The sequence below is a fragment of the Aureimonas sp. AU4 genome (assembly GCF_001463765.1).
GTDB lineage: Bacteria > Pseudomonadota > Alphaproteobacteria > Rhizobiales > Rhizobiaceae > Aureimonas.
Map to the genome: position 1 here is coordinate 126074 of NZ_BBWK01000002.1, position 15341 is coordinate 141414.

At 65.9% G+C, this 15341-nt stretch carries 18 protein-coding genes and 1 pseudogene; 10 read left to right on the plus strand and 9 right to left on the minus strand.

The window, feature by feature from the left end; all coding sequences use genetic code 11:
• Window positions 1–103 precede the first annotated feature (103 nt).
• The 5 genes and pseudogenes from AUL35_RS01055 (at window position 104) to AUL35_RS01070 (ending at window position 3366) form a co-directional block, all read left to right on the plus strand.
• Window positions 104–769 carry a TerC family protein gene (locus tag AUL35_RS01055; protein WP_062011445.1) on the plus strand — a complete coding sequence of 222 codons (666 nt, stop codon included), beginning with the start codon at window positions 104–106 and terminating at the stop codon, window positions 767–769.
• The gene (gene queF / locus AUL35_RS01060) at window positions 766–1227 is read left to right on the plus strand and encodes a preQ(1) synthase (RefSeq protein ID WP_062011136.1); all 462 of its coding nucleotides are present in this window, start codon (window positions 766–768) and stop codon (window positions 1225–1227) included. The genes AUL35_RS01055 and queF overlap by 4 nt, the downstream gene beginning before the upstream one ends.
• 31 nt (window positions 1228–1258) lie before the next feature.
• Window positions 1259–2383 (plus strand): 3,4-dihydroxy-2-butanone-4-phosphate synthase, encoded by a 1125-nt coding sequence (gene ribB, locus AUL35_RS01065; RefSeq protein WP_062011447.1) that lies wholly within the window; start codon window positions 1259–1261, stop codon window positions 2381–2383.
• A gap of 199 nt (window positions 2384–2582) precedes the next feature.
• Window positions 2583–2822, plus strand: a pseudogene (locus tag AUL35_RS22810) (VOC family protein); the annotation flags it as partial.
• Between the two features lie 172 nt (window positions 2823–2994).
• Complete coding sequence (locus AUL35_RS01070; protein WP_062011137.1) at window positions 2995–3366, plus strand: VOC family protein; 372 nt, start codon at window positions 2995–2997, stop codon at window positions 3364–3366.
• Window positions 3367–3368: 2 nt separating this feature from the next.
• On the opposite strand, the gene AUL35_RS01075 is transcribed toward AUL35_RS01070, so the two are convergent.
• The 6 genes from AUL35_RS01075 to AUL35_RS01100 all read right to left on the minus strand — a co-directional run bounded on the left by AUL35_RS01075 (window position 3369) and on the right by AUL35_RS01100 (window position 9065).
• A complete protein-coding gene (locus AUL35_RS01075; RefSeq protein ID WP_082666003.1) occupies window positions 3369–4004 on the minus strand; it encodes an alpha/beta hydrolase in 636 nt (211 codons plus the stop codon).
• A 101-nt stretch (window positions 4005–4105) separates the two neighbouring features.
• Window positions 4106–4564, minus strand: a complete 459-nt coding sequence (locus tag AUL35_RS01080) for an Rrf2 family transcriptional regulator (RefSeq protein WP_062011139.1) — start codon at window positions 4562–4564, stop codon at window positions 4106–4108.
• A 108-nt stretch (window positions 4565–4672) separates the two neighbouring features.
• On the minus strand, window positions 4673–6460 hold the full coding sequence (locus AUL35_RS01085) for a heavy metal translocating P-type ATPase (RefSeq protein ID WP_062011449.1): 1788 nt from the start codon (window positions 6458–6460) through the stop codon (window positions 4673–4675).
• Between the two features lie 171 nt (window positions 6461–6631).
• Complete coding sequence (locus tag AUL35_RS01090; protein WP_062011141.1) at window positions 6632–6982, minus strand: hypothetical protein; 351 nt, start codon at window positions 6980–6982, stop codon at window positions 6632–6634.
• A 134-nt stretch (window positions 6983–7116) separates the two neighbouring features.
• Entirely contained in the window at window positions 7117–7764 is a 648-nt protein-coding gene (locus AUL35_RS01095; protein ID WP_062011143.1) for a response regulator transcription factor, read from the minus strand.
• Window positions 7761–9065, minus strand: a complete 1305-nt coding sequence (locus AUL35_RS01100) for an ATP-binding protein (RefSeq protein ID WP_156417778.1) — start codon at window positions 9063–9065, stop codon at window positions 7761–7763. Before AUL35_RS01100 ends, AUL35_RS01095 begins: the two co-directional genes overlap by 4 nt.
• Window positions 9066–9330: 265 nt before the next feature.
• On the opposite strand from AUL35_RS01100, the gene AUL35_RS22440 reads away from it, so the two are divergent.
• Both AUL35_RS22440 and AUL35_RS22445 read left to right on the plus strand, forming a co-directional pair.
• Complete coding sequence (locus AUL35_RS22440) at window positions 9331–9744, plus strand: hypothetical protein (protein ID WP_062011148.1); 414 nt, start codon at window positions 9331–9333, stop codon at window positions 9742–9744.
• Window positions 9745–9837: 93 nt separating this feature from the next.
• On the plus strand, window positions 9838–10266 hold the full coding sequence (locus tag AUL35_RS22445; protein ID WP_062011149.1) for a hypothetical protein: 429 nt from the start codon (window positions 9838–9840) through the stop codon (window positions 10264–10266).
• Window positions 10267–11010: 744 nt separating this feature from the next.
• Here AUL35_RS22445 and AUL35_RS21905 read toward each other — a convergent pair.
• Complete coding sequence (locus AUL35_RS21905; protein WP_156417779.1) at window positions 11011–11394, minus strand: hypothetical protein; 384 nt, start codon at window positions 11392–11394, stop codon at window positions 11011–11013.
• Between the two features lie 343 nt (window positions 11395–11737).
• Here AUL35_RS21905 and AUL35_RS01120 point away from each other — a divergent pair, with 343 nt between their 5' ends.
• The 3 genes from AUL35_RS01120 (at window position 11738) to AUL35_RS01130 (ending at window position 14293) form a co-directional block, all read left to right on the plus strand.
• Entirely contained in the window at window positions 11738–12745 is a 1008-nt protein-coding gene (locus AUL35_RS01120) for a zinc-dependent alcohol dehydrogenase family protein (RefSeq protein ID WP_156417790.1), read from the plus strand.
• 82 nt (window positions 12746–12827) lie between these two features.
• Window positions 12828–13184 carry an SPW repeat protein gene (locus AUL35_RS01125; protein ID WP_062011155.1) on the plus strand — a complete coding sequence of 119 codons (357 nt, stop codon included), beginning with the start codon at window positions 12828–12830 and terminating at the stop codon, window positions 13182–13184.
• Between the two features lie 35 nt (window positions 13185–13219).
• The gene (locus tag AUL35_RS01130) at window positions 13220–14293 is read left to right on the plus strand and encodes a zinc-binding dehydrogenase (RefSeq protein WP_062011157.1); all 1074 of its coding nucleotides are present in this window, start codon (window positions 13220–13222) and stop codon (window positions 14291–14293) included.
• Window positions 14294–14305: 12 nt separating this feature from the next.
• Here the strand turns inward: AUL35_RS01130 and AUL35_RS01135 are convergent, their stop codons facing one another.
• Together AUL35_RS01135 and AUL35_RS01140 are read right to left on the minus strand one after the other, a co-directional pair.
• The gene (locus AUL35_RS01135) at window positions 14306–14836 is read right to left on the minus strand and encodes a CDP-archaeol synthase (RefSeq protein WP_192847012.1); all 531 of its coding nucleotides are present in this window, start codon (window positions 14834–14836) and stop codon (window positions 14306–14308) included.
• Entirely contained in the window at window positions 14833–15315 is a 483-nt protein-coding gene (locus AUL35_RS01140; protein WP_062011160.1) for a host attachment protein, read from the minus strand. The genes AUL35_RS01135 and AUL35_RS01140 overlap by 4 nt, the downstream gene beginning before the upstream one ends.
• Window positions 15316–15341: the final 26 nt, after the last annotated feature.

Sequence of the window (15341 nt, forward strand, 5' to 3'; positions counted from 1 at the left end):
GCGTGATCGAATGGCGGTCGCCGAGAACGAAAATTTGGTCGACAAACCGGCCTTCGTGATCGAAGAGGGCGCACACCTTTCCCTCACCCGGACCGCGCCCCTTATGACCGAAGCCTTCCTCACGGCCGAGCTGGCTGCGCTCCTTCAGGTCCTCTTCATCGACGTCGTTCTGGCGGGAGACAATGCGGTCGTGGTCGGCATGGCTGCGGCGGGCGTCGATCCGGCCATCCGCCGCCGGGTCATCTTCTGGGGCATTGGCGGCGCGGTGATCCTGCGCATCCTCTTCGCGCTCGTGGCCGTCCAGCTTCTGGCGATCGTCGGATTGACGCTGGCGGGCGGCATTCTTCTCCTTTGGGTCTGCTGGAAGATGTTCCGCGAGATCCGCGCGGGAGCGCACGAGGACGAGGAAGCGGCGGCGCTTGCGAACGCCTCGAAGCAGCACAAGACCTTCGGTCAGGCCATGCTGCAGATCATCATCGCCGATGTCTCGATGTCGCTCGACAACGTTCTGGCGGTCGCCGGCGCGGCGCAGGAGCATGTCGAGGTGCTCGTCGTCGGGCTGCTCATCTCCGTCGTGCTGATGGGCGCGGCCGCCACGCTGATCGCCAACGTCCTCAACAAGTACCGCTTCATCGCCTGGATCGGTCTTGCCGTGATCCTGTTCGTCGCCCTGCGCATGATCTATCATGGCTGGGACGAGGTGGCGTGCCACGTCCAGTTCCTGTCGAGCTACTGCACGGCCGTTCCCGCCGCAGGAGTCGCGCCTTGAGCGATATCGCCAGCCTGACCCAGCTCGGAGCGGAGGCCCGCCCCGCCGGGCGCCCCGAGGATGCGGTTCTCGAGACTGTGCCGTTCGGTCACGGCGACGGACCGCCGACGCTCGTGCGGCTGACGGCCCCCGAGTTCACCTCGCTTTGTCCCGTCACCGGCCAGCCCGACTTCGCGCATCTCGTCGTCGATTACGTGCCGGACCGCCGCCTCGTTGAGTCGAAGTCCTTCAAGCTCTTCCTTGTCAGCTACCGCAACCACGGCGCCTTCCACGAGGACTGCACGGTGTCGATCGCGAAGCGGCTCGTCGTTGCGATGGAGCCGCGCTGGCTGCGTATCGGCGCCTACTGGTATCCGCGCGGCGGCATTCCGATCGACGTCTTCTGGCAGACCGGCACGACGCCCGACGGTCTGTTCATTCCCGATCAGGGGGTTCCGCCCTATCGCGGACGCGGCTAAGCCGTCGCGGATGGAAGCGCGGGAATCGATGATGGAACTGGACAGGGTCGAGGATGCGATCGCCGCGATCGCGGCAGGTGAACTGGTCGTCGTCGTCGACGATACGGACCGGGAAAACGAAGGCGACCTCATCATGGCGGCCTCCAAGGCGACGCCGGAGAAGATCGCGTTCATGATCCGCCATACCAGCGGCATCCTGTGCGTGCCGATGACGGCCGAGCGTGCGGAGCGGCTCAACCTGCCTCCCATGGTCGCCAACAATCTCGATCCGATGCGCACGGCCTTCACGGTCTCCGTGGACTACCGCGTGGGCATGACGACGGGCATCTCGTCCGAGGAGCGTGCAAATACGGCGCGCGCGCTCGTCAACGACAACGTCGCTCCCGCCGACTTCATTCGCCCGGGGCACATGTTCCCCCTGATCGCCCGCGAGGGTGGGGTTCTGACGCGCTCGGGTCATACCGAGGCGGGCGTCGATCTCGCTCGCCTGGCAGGACTGCCCCCGGCGGGCATTCTCGCCGAGGTCGTGAACGACGACGGCACGGTAAAGCGTCTGGCCGAGTTGATTCCGTTTGCGAAGGAGCATGGTCTCAAGATCGTGTCGATCGAGGACATGATCTCCTACCGCATCCGCCGCGAGAGCTTCGTGCGCCGTGTGCGTGACGACGCGGCGACGATCGGCGGCCTGCCCGCACGTGTGCTCGTCTACCAGACGCCGTTCGACGACGTGCAGCATGTAGTTGCGGTGTTCGGCGATGTGCGGACGGCCGAGCGGGTTCCAGTGCGGATCTATCGCGAGCAGCCGGTCGAGGAACTGCTGCGCAAGCCGGGGACGCGCAACTGGGTGGATATCGCGACCGACCATATACGTACGAAGGGTCGCGGCATTCTCATGCTTCTGCGCAACGCGCAGATCGACGACTATGACGTGACGGAACTCGCTGCCAACGTGAATGCGGCTGGCGTCGCCGATGGCGAGCGTCACGGCAGCGCCCGGGTGCGCTCGCAGCGTTGGCGCGAGGTCGGGGTGGGCGCCCAGATTCTGCGCGATCTCGGCGTGCGATCGATCGACGTTCTTACCTCGCACGAGCGGGCCTATGTCGGCTTGAGCGGCTTCGGAATCGAGATCGCCGGGACGACACTCCTTCAGGACTGAGGGGTTGCGCGGGCGACAGTGCGTCGCCTGTCGAACGACTTCACGCGCCTCCGATGCGGCGTCATGTCGAGCCTCATGGAAGGGCGGCCGTTCCGGTGCCGCCGCCTTGGAGTAGCTCGGCATGGCGTCCGCATCGCAATCCACTCTCGCGCCGCTGCGCATTGAACGCGTCGCTCTCGCCGTCCGAGACGTCGAGCGTATGTCGGACTTCTATCGATCCGTGCTCGGGCTGGAGAATGTCGCCTCGACCGATGACGGTTTGAGACTCGGCGCGGGAGGGCACGGCTTTCTCGAGCTTCAACGACGACCGAACGCACGCATGGTGCAGGCGAGCGCCGCAGGATTGTTCCACACGGCCTTCCTCCTGCCGTCTCGAGCCGATCTCGGGCGCTGGCTCCATCATGCGTTCGCGTTGGGCGTTCAGCTTGAAGGCGCCTCCAACCATGGCGTCAGCGAGGCGGTCTACCTTTCGGACCCGGAGGGGAACGGTATCGAGATCTACGTCGATCGCCCCGTGGCGCTCTGGCCCCTAGAAAGCGGCGAGTTGCGCATGACGACGGAGCGACTGGCGATCGAGACCGTCCTGGCTGCAGCGGGCTCGACCGTGTGGGATGGTGTGCCGGAGGGTTACGTCGATCGGGCATGTCCATCTGCGCGTCGGCGATCTCGCAGCGGCGACCCGCTTCTATCGGGACGTCATCGGGCTGGATCTGATGGTGCAGTTGCCGAGCGCTTCCTTCCTCTCGTCCGGAGGCTATCACCACCATATCGCGGTCAACGTCTGGCATAGCCGCGGGAGCGGATATCGTTCGAACGACGAGGCAGGCTTGGCCGAGGTCGAGTTGCACGCTCGCGACAGGGCGGCCGTCGAGAATGCGTTCGAACGTGCTCTGGAAGCCGGATTAGGGCCCGTCCATGCCGACGCGGGGTTCCGCGTGGCCGATCCGTCCGGCAACCGGATCCGGATCGCGAGAGACGACTGATCTCAGACGATGCCGAGGCCGACATCGTGCGCGCTCGCGCTCCGCGGATGGATCTCGTTCCACCACCGGCGCGCGGGAGACGGGCCGATCCTATCGCGAGCCGGTCGGCCCCGCAGACCCTCCGCCAGGATCGCGGCATCAGGCCAGCGGCCGTAGCCGCTTCCGATATTGATGTGACCCGCGGCGCCCAGATCGATCAATGCCGAGCCCCATATCCCTGCATGCTCCTCGGCTCGTTCGAATTTCATGAACGGATCGTTGCGGCTGGCGACGACGATGGAGGCAAAAGGAAGTGTCCGGCTCGTACCGACATCGAAGTCGGCGGCTGTGGGATGCGATCTCGTGAGACTCGAGACATCGGCCGGCGCCACCAGGAGAGCGCCACCGACATGACTAGCGGAGGGGCGTTGGGAGAGTGCTCCGACCAAAGCGCAGCCGAGACTGTGAGCCACAAGAATGACGCCGGGCGCGCTGGCCGCGATGCGCGCCTCGAGCGCGTGCAGCCAGTCCGTCAGGCGAGGCCGCGCCCAGTCTTCCTGATCAACGAGCTCAGCACCCGCATCTTCATGCGCCCAGAAATGCTGCCAGTGACCTTCGGGGGAACCGTTCAGTCCCGGAACGATCAGTGTCTGAATCATCGTCGGCTCCGCGCTCCGCTAAAGGTCGGACCGAACATAGCCATGGAAGCTTGGGCGCGGAAAATACAGCTTACCAAATTGCTAGACTGAAGCGGAATGAACTATCCGGCGACGGCGATTTCCCGAAACTCGAGCTCCTGACCGGCCGGATCGCTCGCGGCATCCGCCAGGGTCTTGTCGTCGAGGACCGCCGAAATGGCGTTGCGAACCTCCAGCATCATGCGACGGACCGCACAGGCTCGTTCATCGCGACAGTCGTCGCAGCGCCGATAGGCTGTGCGGCTGGCACAGGGGATGGGCGCCAGGGGGCCATCAAGCACGCGGAGAATATGACCGATGCGGATTTCCGTCGGGGACCGGGCAAGAAGGTAGCCGCCTCCCCGCCCCTTGCGGGCTTGGATCATGCCCGCCATCCGAAGGTCGGCCAGGATGGCGTCGAGGAACTTCTTGGAAATGTTGTGGGCAGACGCGATCTCCTCCGACAGGGCGCGCTCGCCTTCGGGCAGACGCGCCAGATGCAGCATGGCCTTGAGGCCGTACTTGCCCTTCATGGTCAGCATGCAGATGACTTCCGCTCACGCCGGGTCGAACGACCCGTCGCGTAGATAAGGGAACCGTCTCCGCAGTGCCAGCTTGGCGCGGACGAGAAGTGCCGCTCCTCGCCTGTCTCAGACCTTGAGCGCGCGGAGGGCGTTGGCGATAGCCGCCACGTCGATCGCCTCCTGCAGCAGCGCGCCTTCCACCGGTCCAAGCCAACCGAGGGCAGCCGCCACCATGCCCGCCGTCGACAGGACGATTCCAATGACGACGCTTTGCAGAGCGATGCGGCGCGTGCGGGTTCCGATTTCTATCAGATCGGCCAGACCGTCGAGACTGTCGCGCAGCAGGATGACGTCGGCGGCCTCGGCGGAAGCGGCTGCGCCCTTGGCCCCGAGCGCGACACCCAGATCGGCGGCAGCCAGGGCCGGCGCATCGTTCACGCCGTCTCCAACCATCATCACCGGGCCGTGCGCCTTTTCCTCTTCCACGAGCGCGACCTTGCCTTCCGGCGGCAGGTCGGCGGCCAGCCGATCGAGGCCAAGCCGGGCGGCCATCGCCTCGGCGACGTCCCGGTGGTCCCCTGTCGCCAGGACGATCCGCCGAATTCCGGATGCCCGCAGGCGCGCAAGAACCGTGTCGAGACCCGCACGCAGCGTATCGCGCAGCAGGATCGTCCCCACGCCGCGACCATCTTGCGAGAGCGCGACGGTCAAGGTACCGGGCGACGTACCTGACGCAGCGTGAACGACTTCGCCGGCATCCGGCAACGCGAAGCGTGGTTGTCCGATACGCAGCCGCCGGCCGCACACCGTACCTTCGATGCCCTCGCCCCCCACCTCCTTCGCCTCGCTTGGCAACGCGAGCGGCAGGGCCCGTCGATTGGCGGCACGAACGATGGCCTGGGCGACGGGATGCTGCGAGGCCTGATCGAGGCTGGCACCGAGCCGGAGCACCTCGTCTTCAGTCCAGCCTTCGGCGGCGTCGATGTGCGTCACCGATACGGAGCCTTGCGTCAGTGTGCCGGTCTTGTCGACGACGAGCGTCCGCATTCGCCCGCAGGCTTCCAGCGCGCCGCCTCCCTTGACCATGACGCCGGCGCCGGCCGCCCGAGAGATACCGGCGACGATCGCGATAGGAACGGCGAGGATGAGCGGACAGGGCGTTGCGACGACCAGGACCGCAACGGCGCGGATCGGATCTTGGGACGCCGCCCAGGCGATAGCGGAAAGGACCAGCGTCGCCGCCATGAAGCCCAGGGCGTATCGGTCGGCCAAACGGGTCGAGGGCGCCCGCCTTTCGAGCGCTTCACTCACGAGGCGCACGATCCCGGCGTAGGTGCTGCGCGCGGCCGGTTCGCTGGCGACGAGATCGAACGGGGCACCGGCGTTGGTCGTCCCGCTCATGACGCTCTCGCCGTCGCGATGCAGGACCGGCAGGGATTCGCCCGTCACCGCAGCTTCGTCGAGGAGCGCACGGCCCGAAACCCAGCCATCGACGGGGAGCACGTCCCCCAGGCGTATGAGAAGCCGGTCGTTGACTGCGACCTGTTCGATCGGAACGGCTGCGAGGCGTCCACTGGTATAGCGCAGCACGATGTGCGGCACGCGCGCAAGAAGCGCTCTCAGTTCTCGATCGGCCCGGCCGGACGCGTAGCTCTCGAGCGTCTGCCCGCCCGCGTACATCAGCGCCACGACGGCTGCCGCGAGCGCTTCGCCGACCGCAAGGGCCCCGGCCATCGACAGGGCGGCAACGAGGTCGAGGCCGACATCCCCTTGCCGGAGGCTGCGGCCGATCTGCCATAACAACGCCGCCAGCACGGGAGCGACGCCGATCGTCCAAGCGAGATCAGCCAGTCGATCGGCTCCGCCGAGTCTGGCCGCTAAACCGCCCGACAGTCCCAGCAGTGCAATGGCCATCAGGACGAAGGCCGGGCGGCGCCAGCGTGGCTTCGCTGCGGATCGCGCGGCCTTGGGCGGAAGGACCTTCGCCGCCCGACTGTCCGGCGGCGCGGGCTCGGATCCCCGAACGCGGCCATCGAGGAGGCGGTCGGAAGGAGCCGCGTGCATTCGACGGCCTTTCCCTTCGCGTTACGCCGCCTTGAGGTGGCCGGGCGCGGTGTACGGCATGGATCCGACGGCGGCAGCCGCCGCAAGCGGCGCGTGATCGCTCGGCAGGCTGCGGCGCAGCACGCGCTTGCAGAGATAACCGGTCGCGAAGGGACGATGGATCACGACCAGGACGCGGTGCCCCATCCTCTGGACGCGGTCGGCATCGAGCACGGCGCAACGCAGGGCTTCAAGCCGGCTCGCGAAGCGACCGTTACGCATGGAGCAGCATTCGACCGTCCAGTGACCGTCCTCTATCGGCTTCACGCAATATGTCAGGTAGGCAATTTGCATGGTGGGATCCTCGCGCGTCGCGAGGCCGGCTCGAAGCATCGCCGGCCAGCCTCGCCATCGCTCGAACAGCGACGGCCGTAGATTTGAGGCTGGACCGCAGCGGGTCGTTTGACCCAGATCAAAGGGCTTAACTCTTGCGAGCCCGCCCTTCCCCTCGCGATATGCGATGGGTTTCAGCGCGCCGTGAACCACCCTTCCGACATGGCGTGTCGGAACAGTGCCGCCCGGCTGTAGAGACCGAGCTTGTCGCAGGCACGGGAGCGGTAGGTCTCGATCGTCTTCACGCTCAGACCGAGCTCTGAGGAGATTTCCTTGTTGCAGTAGCCTTCGGCCACAAGACGGGCGACTCGCTCCTCCCTCTCGCTCAGAAGCTCGCTGCGGGAGCGGACCTCGGGTTCGCCCGACACGATCTTTGAGGCGACTGCCGGATCGACATAGACGCCGCCCGCCAGCACGGCGCGGATGGCGGTCAGAAGATCTGTCGCTGCCGAGCGCTTGAGTACGAACCCTCTCGCGCCGGCCTTGAAGAACTCGCGCACATAGGCGCCTTCCTCGTGCAGGGTCAGCGCGATAACGGGGACCGACGGATGCGTCGCCGACATTCGCTGAACGAGCTCGGTGCCCGACAGCCCCGGCAGCGATCCGTCGACGACCATCAGGTCGATCCTCAGACCGTCCAAACGTTCGAGAAGGTCCTCGGCGTCGCTCGCCTGCCCGACGACCGTCATGTCGTCCTGCCCGTCGAGGAGGGCCTTCAGGCCGGAGAGGACGATCGGATGGTCATCCACGATGAAGATGCGGTGCTTGTGTTCTCCCCTCATCTCTTTCCCTCCGCAGTGCTCGTTGGAACCACGATAAAGAGGCTCGTGCCGCGTCCCGGCTCGCTTTCGACGGTCAGAGTTCCGCCGATCGCGGCCAAGCGTTCGCGCATGCCGACGAAGCCGTTGCGGCGGGTTCGAGGACCGTCCGCCTTTGATAGTTCGAAACCCCGCCCGTCGTCTTCGATGACGACACGGAGGACGTTTCCGATCCGGCGCGAGGTTATGCTGACATTCGAGGCCTGCGAATGTCGCGCGACGTTGGTCAGGCCTTCCTGCACGACGCGGTAGATGGAGATCGCGGTGGCGTTCGGCATGGGTTCTGCCAGACCCTCGAGAAGCAGATCGACGCCGATGCCCAGCTTTGCGCCCCAGCCGAGGGCGAGTTCCTCGACGGCGGCTCGCAGGCCGAGATCCTCAAGCAGGAGGGGACGAAGATTGCCGGCCAGATGATGCACCTGGTTGCTCATGCGCTCCAGGATAGCATGCATCTCTCGCAGGCGTTCGGCGCGAGCGGTCTCGTTGTTCGTCGTCTCGAACGCTTTCAGGCCGATCGCGAGCGCGGTGAGATCCTGTCCGAGCTCGTCGTGCAGTTCGCGCGCGAAGTGCAACCGCTCCTCCTCCTGAACCTCCACGAGTCGGCGCATGAGCGCCTCCTTCTCGCCTTCGATCCGCTTGCGTGCCGTGATGTCGGAGAATGCTACGACTGCCGCCTGCGTCGTGCCATCCTCCTCTTGGATAGGCGCGGCGCTGACCGCGATCCACGCTTTCTGGTTGCCTGCCATCTCGACCTGAAGCTCGACGTCGCGGCTCGTCTCGCCGAACTGGAGCGCGCGAATGCTCGGCCGGGCGTTTGGGCCGAGCGGCATCCCGTTGCGGTCGAGCAGCCGAACGGCTCGGTGCGCGACGCGCACCGGAAAGTCTCCATCGGCCTCCTGCATCAAGGACCGATAGATGGCGTTGGAGAGGACAACCGTGTCGCTTGATCTCTCGATCACCCCGACACCGACCGGCATGTTCTCGACGACGCTTTCCAGCCAGGCTCGGCGGCGCCGAACCTCTCGTTCCGCAAAGTTGCGCCGCGTCTCCAGCCGGTCGACGACCCGGGCCGCGCGTATCAGGGAGAGAGCGGTGACGGCGTTGAGCAGCATCAGAACGGTCAGGACCAGACCGTCGATCGCAACGGAATGATGCTCTACCGGCAGGCTGTATAGGGCGAGCATGTAGACCAGCAGCGCGCCCGACCCGACGAAGAGTGACGATGCGCCCGTGCGCAACTGTCGCTGAGCGAACCGGTGAACCAAGACCCCCCCGCTCCCGTGCCGCAAACCCCTTTCCGGCGATCGTGGGCGGGGGCGCTCAACCTATGGTCTTATCAGATTCCCCTTCGCGACCTTGTCAGGTTTTCTCCTGAGAAAGCACGAAATCCCCGACATACCGTGGCGGACGAACCCGACGCCGACTGCCGTTGACCCCCAATATCGCGACGATCCCGATCGGGCTCTGATCTGGCCGCCGGCGCTGAGGGATGCGCGGCGTCACTAGAACTCGAACCTCCGGGAGATCGTCATGAAACGCATGGTTCTCGTCACCACCGCCCTTCTCGCCTTCACCGCCGTCGCCAGCGCGGCCGTGGGAAGCGGCAACGGTAACGGCAACGGCAATACCGGGATCGGCAACGGCAACGGCAACGGCAACGGCAACCACGGGGCCTTCAACGGCAACTTCAACGGCAACGACAACCGCGGCTTCGGCAACGGCAACGAGAACGGCAACGGCAACCGCGGTATCGGCAACGGCAACTACAACGGCAACGAGAACCGGGGTTGGGGCAACGGCAACCAGAACGGCAACGAGAACCGTGGCTGGGGTAACGGCAACGAGAACGGCAACGGCAACCGTGGTGGCCTGAACGGCAACGGCAACGGCAACGGCAACCGAGGCGGCTTCAGCGGCAACTTCAACGGCAACATGAACCGCTGACGGAAACTCACCGGCCGGTCGCAGGTCTCGTCCGACGCCCCCACGTCGGCCGGATCTGCGACCGGCGACTTCTCCAACCAAGGGAGCGCACCCATGACGACCGGACGACTCGCAGGCCTGACCCTTGCCGCCCTCGTATTCGGCGTGATTCAGCCGGCCTTCGCGATCAGCATCGGGAATGGCAACGGCAACGGCAACGGCAACATCGGAACACGAAACGGCAACAACAACGGCAATTACAACACCGGGATCGGCAACGGCAACGGGAATGGCAACGGCAACGGCCGGCCTCAGACGGGCGGCAACTACGGTGCCTTCAACTCCGGGACCGGAAACTACGGCGCCTACAACTCCGGGACCGGAAACGTCGGCGCCTTCAACGGCAACGGCAACACGTCGCCGACCAGCGGCAACCACAACCTCGGTTCCTTCAACGGTAACTTCAACGGTGGGCTCTACAATGGCAACGGCAACGTCGGCGCCGGCAACGGCAACTTCAACGGCAACGGCAACCGGCCCTAAGTCCCCGAGCGCCCCGGTCTTCGATCGGCATCGCGCCCCCTTCCGGGAGCCGACCTCGCGCGTTCTCGCCGGCGTCCTGGGCTTGGCGCTTCTCGCCTGTGCCCCGAGCAACGCCTTCGCCGCGTTCGGGCAGGGCAACGGGAATGGAAACGGCAACGTCGGGGAAGGAAACGGGAACGGCAATTCCGGCAACGGCAACGGCAATGGCAATGTCGGGAACGGGAACGGGAACGAGAACTCCGGCAACAACAACGGAAACAGCAACGTCGGGGACCGTAACGGAAACGGGAATACCGCGTCCGGCCAAGGAAACAACAACGTCGGAAGCGGTATGGGCAACGGGCCCGGCTATGGCGGAAACGCCAGCAGCCCGGGGACCGGTGGGGTCGGCGGAGACCGTCGCGGCGAAGGCCCGGGTGGCGCTAGTGCGAGCCGCGGCAACGGGCCGAGTTTTGGAAGCGGAAACCGGAATGACGGAAGGACGCCGCGCGTTCGTTCCTTTCACTGGCCCTGGATGGCACGCGACGCCGCCGTCGAAGACAGTCGACGCTTCGATCCCGGTTGCGTGAACCGAAGCTCATGCGGGCCGGACCACCGGAGACATCAAACCAGGCGGTCTCCATGACGCTGGCAATGAAGAAAGCTCGCCCGGCGGAGCGTCTCGCGACATCGCTCCGCCGGGCCGCCTTTCCTGTTCCCGAAAAACGTCGTCCGGGCACCCACCGCATCGCTTCCACACCCCGATCAGCGCCGTAGCCAGTTCGAGCCGTTGGCAAAGAGCGTTGCGCCCGAAACGGTCGCGACCAGCGTGGCGGATACGATGCATTCCCAGCGTGCTCCTCCGTCGATAGCGAAGGCGATGGAGCGAAGGAGCATCCAGATGCCGATGCACAGCAGGGCCCATTCCTGCCAAGGGCGATAACGAAGGACCGACGATGCGCCCAAGGCGGCCACCGCGACACCGATCAGCAGGGATCCGCGCACGGACGCCGTCGTCTCTGGCCGAGAGGCCGCCAGGAAAGGAACCAGCGCCAGCCACCCACCCACAGCGACGTTGACCACTTCCAGAGGAGCCCCGAGCCGATCCTGCCAGGCAGCTCCGTCGCCACAATATTCGCCTTCACCCATGCTCCCTCTGCAGTCGGTGATGGGGGCTGACATGGTCGCGTCGCGCCTCGCGTCCGATCCTTCGTGCCACTGCGCTCGCCGCCTATCGGTCTTCCTCTCGGTCATCATCGAAAGGTCTCGTTTCTGGTCACGCCCGACGTTCCTGGCACCTCAAACTGGTGTCGAATCACTACCTACGCTTGACGGTGATCAAGCGCCTCACCCGCCGCTCATGCGCGGATGGATGACCTCTATCGGATAGCCGGGAAGGTGGCCGAGGGCCCTGCGACGTCGCACTTCGACCAGGTGAGAGGGTTGGATGAAGGCCATTCGAAGTGATTCGTTCGCTCGTCGGTCCGATGCGATGCTGGCGATGGTGCTCGACGCGAACGCAACGCGTCTTCGCGCGGAGCGCCGCCCCCTTCCCGAGCCCGGACCCGGGGAGGTGCGTCTGCGCGTTGAAGCCTGCGCCGTGTGCAGAACGGATCTGCACGTGATGGACGGCGACTTGAAGCCCACCTGCCGGCCGATCGTGCCCGGGCACGAAATCGTGGGAATGTTGGATGCGCAGGGTGCCGGGGTCGCGTCGCCGGCGATCGGACAGCGCGTCGGCATCGGCTGGCTCGGCCACAGCTGCGGTGTCTGCCCCTACTGCCGGAGCGAGCGCGAGAACCTGTGCGACGCGCCCGCATTCACCGGATACTCGCGTGACGGCGGCTTTGCGACGCACGTCGTCGCGGAAGCAGGCTTCACCTTCCCGTTGAGCGCCAGCGACGATCCCGTCAAGGCAGCCCCGCTGATGTGCGCTGGGCTGATCGGTTGGCGCTGTCTCAAGGCCGCAGGCGGCGGCAAGCGCTTGGGCCTCTACGGCTTCGGGGCGGCGGCGCACCTCGTCGCGCAGGTCGCGCGATGGCAGGAACGATCGGTCTATGCCTTCGCCAAACCGGGCGACGACGCGGCCAAGGACCTGGCGCGGTCGCTCGGCGTGGATTGGGCCGGCGGATCCGATGAACGGCCGCCCGAACCGCTCGACGCCGCGATCATATTTGCCCCCGTCGGCGAACTCGTTCCCGCCGCCCTGCGCGCGCTGCGCAAGGGCGGGCGCGTCGTGTGCGGCGGCATTCATATGAGCGACATTCCGCGCTTTCCCTATGCGATCCTTTGGGAGGAACGGGAGGTCGTATCCGTCGCGAACCTGACGCGGCGGGATGCACGGGAATTCATAGCCTTGGCCTCTCTCGCGAAGGTCGAAGCCCGCACCCAGACCTACCCGCTTCTCAAGGCGAACCAAGCGCTTGCCGATCTGCGCGCGGGCCGCGTTTCGGGTGCAGCCGTCCTGGTCCCCCCGTCAAACAGCATGCTCGGCGCTTGACGCGGATCAACGGCGCACAGGCGCGAGAGACCATCCTCCAGGACCGTCGACCTATCGGCGGCTGGTGGTTTGGGAGCGCACGATGGCCAAGCAGCATTGGCAGGACTGGATCACGATCCTCATCGGCATCTGGCTCCTGCTCACGACCATATTCCTTACCTTCACTCCCCAGGGAGCGGGCGTCGCGACAGCGACGGTCTGGAACTTCGCTGCATGCGGCGTCGTCGCCCTGGCGCTTGGCTTCGCGGCGCTGATCGCGTTTCGCCTCTGGCAGGAATGGCTAACCATGCTTCTCGGCCTCTGGCTGATCGTTTCGCCCTGGGTCCTGAACGATACCGGCCATGCCGACCCGCTCTGGAACAGCGTCGTGTCGGGTATTGTCCTCGTCCTTACCTCGACGCTCGTGATGCTCATTGACCAAGGCGAACGGCGAACCTGACGCCACGGTGCGCCGAGCACGGGGAGGAGCGTGCCATGTCCAAGATGAAGGCGGCGATCTTCGTCGAGAAAAACCGGATCATTCTTGGTGAGAAGCCGATACCCGACGTCGGTCCCCGCGACGCGCTTCTTCGCGTCACGACCACGACGATCTGCGGCACGGACATCCACATCCTGAAGGGGGAATATCCGGTGCAGCCGGGCCTGACGATCGGGCACGAACCGGTCGGGATGATCGAGAAGCTCGGGCGTGACGTGAAGGGCTTCAGCGAGGGCCAGCGTGTCATCGCCGGTGCCATCACGCCGGGCTTCTTCAGCAACGCCTGCCAGTGCGGGTTCTGCTCGCAGGATGGTGCCGGAACGCCGCACGGCTGGAAACCCATGGGCGGCTGGCGACTGGGCAACACGATGGACGGATGCCAAGCCGAATACGTTCTGGTGCCCGACGCCGAGGCGAACCTTGCGATCGTCCCAACCGCCCTCAAGGACGACGAGGTTCTGATGTGTCCGGACATCCTGTCGACCGGACTGGCGGGAGCGGAGCGGGCCGAGGTGCGCGTGGGCGACACGGTCGCCGTCTTCGCCCAGGGCCCGATCGGGCTTTGCGCCGCCGTGGGTGCCAGGCTGATGGGCGCGTCCACGGTCATCGGCGTCGATCGCCTCCCGGCGCGACTCGACGTCGCGCGGCGGCTCGGGACGGACCTCGTGGTGGACGCTTCGAAGAGCGATCCCATTTCCGAGATCATGCGACTGACGGACGGGCGCGGCGTCGATGTCGCTATCGAAGCCCTCGGCACGCAGGCGACGTTCGAGGCCGCGCTGCGCGTCCTGCGGCCCGGTGGCACGCTGTCGAGCCTCGGCATCTATTCGAGCGACCTGACGATTCCCTACCTCGCCTTCGCGGCCGGTCTGGGCGACCACCGAATCGTCACCTCACTCTGCCCGGGCGGAAAGGAACGCATGCGACGGCTTCTGGCCGTGGTGGGAAGCAGCCGCGTCGATCTCAGGTCCCTCGTCACACACCACTTCTCGCTGAACCGCATCGAGGATGCCTACGAGCTGTTCTCGCATCAGCGCGATGGAGTTCTGAAGGTCGCCATCACTCCCTGAGGGGCAGCACCGTCAAAACGGCCGCGTCCTCAGGCCGAGGCGGAAGAAGAGCCGAGACCACGGTTCCTCCAGAACGGCGAAGACGAAGACTGCTTCCGCGACCTCGTGACGCGTCAGGCCGAGCGCGTGCCGCAGTACGAGCGCCGGCAGGAGCGCTTCTGGGATCGGATCGAGCCAACGGGACTGTGCATGGACTTCGACCCCCATTCGTCGCTTCAGGAAGCTCGCCGCAGCGTCCCCCATCATGGAGAGGAGCGAGAGCCTGGCAGCCAACGATGGAGCGGTCTCCAGCGGTCGTGCGATCAACAGCAGCGTGAGGAGAGACGCCGCGCAGCCTCGCCAGGTCTTCGAGCTGCCCAGAAGCGGCCATCCGTCCGGCATCGCCATTCCGGCATCGAGTCTCCATGCCCATCGTCGCCCCAGAAGGCGTGTCGCCGCGAGCGGCGCCACATTGGCCGCGGCGATAAGGAGGATCGTCGTCATGACCGGAGAGAGCGCCGCGTGCCGGTCAAGACCCAGCGAGCCTTTGCGGCGACGCGTCATTCTCGCCGCCCGACCGCCGCATCGGCCGTCCATTTGGTCAGCTGACGCCCGATCTCCTCGACCGGTTCATGCATGAGATCGCGCCCGATCTCTTTCGTTACGACGCGACGCGTCGTCGGACCGAACGCCGTCCGCAGATCGCCCAGAAGACGCGGTGGCGCGACGACCGCGAGTTGCTCGATCCCATTCAGCGTGACGGCAGCCTCGAGTTCCTCCGCCAGCCGTTTGGCGAAGGTCGCCTGCCGGACGTGTTGGGCGTTATCGTCGCGGAAGTCGCCGCCGATGGTTCGCTCTCCCTTGTTGAAGCGCCCCGGTCGCCCTTCATCGCGCGCCGCGCGCTCCATTGGTTCCGGCTCGATACGCTGCACGACCTTCAGGTCTATGCGCAGCGCTTCGCCTTCGTTGCGCAGGAGAAGGCCCCGTTCGCAGTCCGCGAGAAAAAGCCAGGCGTGATGGGGCAGGCGAAAACCGGTGCTCACGGATCAGACCCCTGCATTCGAGGAGA

What these genes read in the sequence shown, in the direction of transcription:
- AUL35_RS01125 (WP_062011155.1), top strand. Translation starts at nt 12,828, where the DNA reads ATGGCCAAGCAGCATTGGCAGGACTGGATCACGATCCTCATCGGCATC.
- AUL35_RS01055 (WP_062011445.1), top strand. Translation starts at nt 104, where the DNA reads ATGACCGAAGCCTTCCTCACGGCCGAGCTGGCTGCGCTCCTTCAGGTC.
- ribB (WP_062011447.1), top strand. Translation starts at nt 1,259, where the DNA reads ATGGAACTGGACAGGGTCGAGGATGCGATCGCCGCGATCGCGGCAGGT.
- AUL35_RS01070 (WP_062011137.1), top strand. Translation starts at nt 2,995, where the DNA reads ATGGTGTGCCGGAGGGTTACGTCGATCGGGCATGTCCATCTGCGCGTC.
- AUL35_RS22440 (WP_062011148.1), top strand. Translation starts at nt 9,331, where the DNA reads ATGAAACGCATGGTTCTCGTCACCACCGCCCTTCTCGCCTTCACCGCC.
- AUL35_RS01120 (WP_156417790.1), top strand. Translation starts at nt 11,738, where the DNA reads ATGCTGGCGATGGTGCTCGACGCGAACGCAACGCGTCTTCGCGCGGAG.
- AUL35_RS01090 (WP_062011141.1), bottom strand. Translation starts at nt 6,982, where the DNA reads ATGCTTCGAGCCGGCCTCGCGACGCGCGAGGATCCCACCATGCAAATT.
- AUL35_RS01085 (WP_062011449.1), bottom strand. Translation starts at nt 6,460, where the DNA reads ATGGCCATTGCACTGCTGGGACTGTCGGGCGGTTTAGCGGCCAGACTC.
- AUL35_RS01135 (WP_192847012.1), bottom strand. Translation starts at nt 14,836, where the DNA reads ATGACGCGTCGCCGCAAAGGCTCGCTGGGTCTTGACCGGCACGCGGCG.
- AUL35_RS01095 (WP_062011143.1), bottom strand. Translation starts at nt 7,764, where the DNA reads ATGAGGGGAGAACACAAGCACCGCATCTTCATCGTGGATGACCATCCG.
- AUL35_RS01080 (WP_062011139.1), bottom strand. Translation starts at nt 4,564, where the DNA reads ATGCTGACCATGAAGGGCAAGTACGGCCTCAAGGCCATGCTGCATCTG.
- AUL35_RS22445 (WP_062011149.1), top strand. Translation starts at nt 9,838, where the DNA reads ATGACGACCGGACGACTCGCAGGCCTGACCCTTGCCGCCCTCGTATTC.
- AUL35_RS01130 (WP_062011157.1), top strand. Translation starts at nt 13,220, where the DNA reads ATGTCCAAGATGAAGGCGGCGATCTTCGTCGAGAAAAACCGGATCATT.
- AUL35_RS21905 (WP_156417779.1), bottom strand. Translation starts at nt 11,394, where the DNA reads ATGGGTGAAGGCGAATATTGTGGCGACGGAGCTGCCTGGCAGGATCGG.
- AUL35_RS01075 (WP_082666003.1), bottom strand. Translation starts at nt 4,004, where the DNA reads ATGATTCAGACACTGATCGTTCCGGGACTGAACGGTTCCCCCGAAGGT.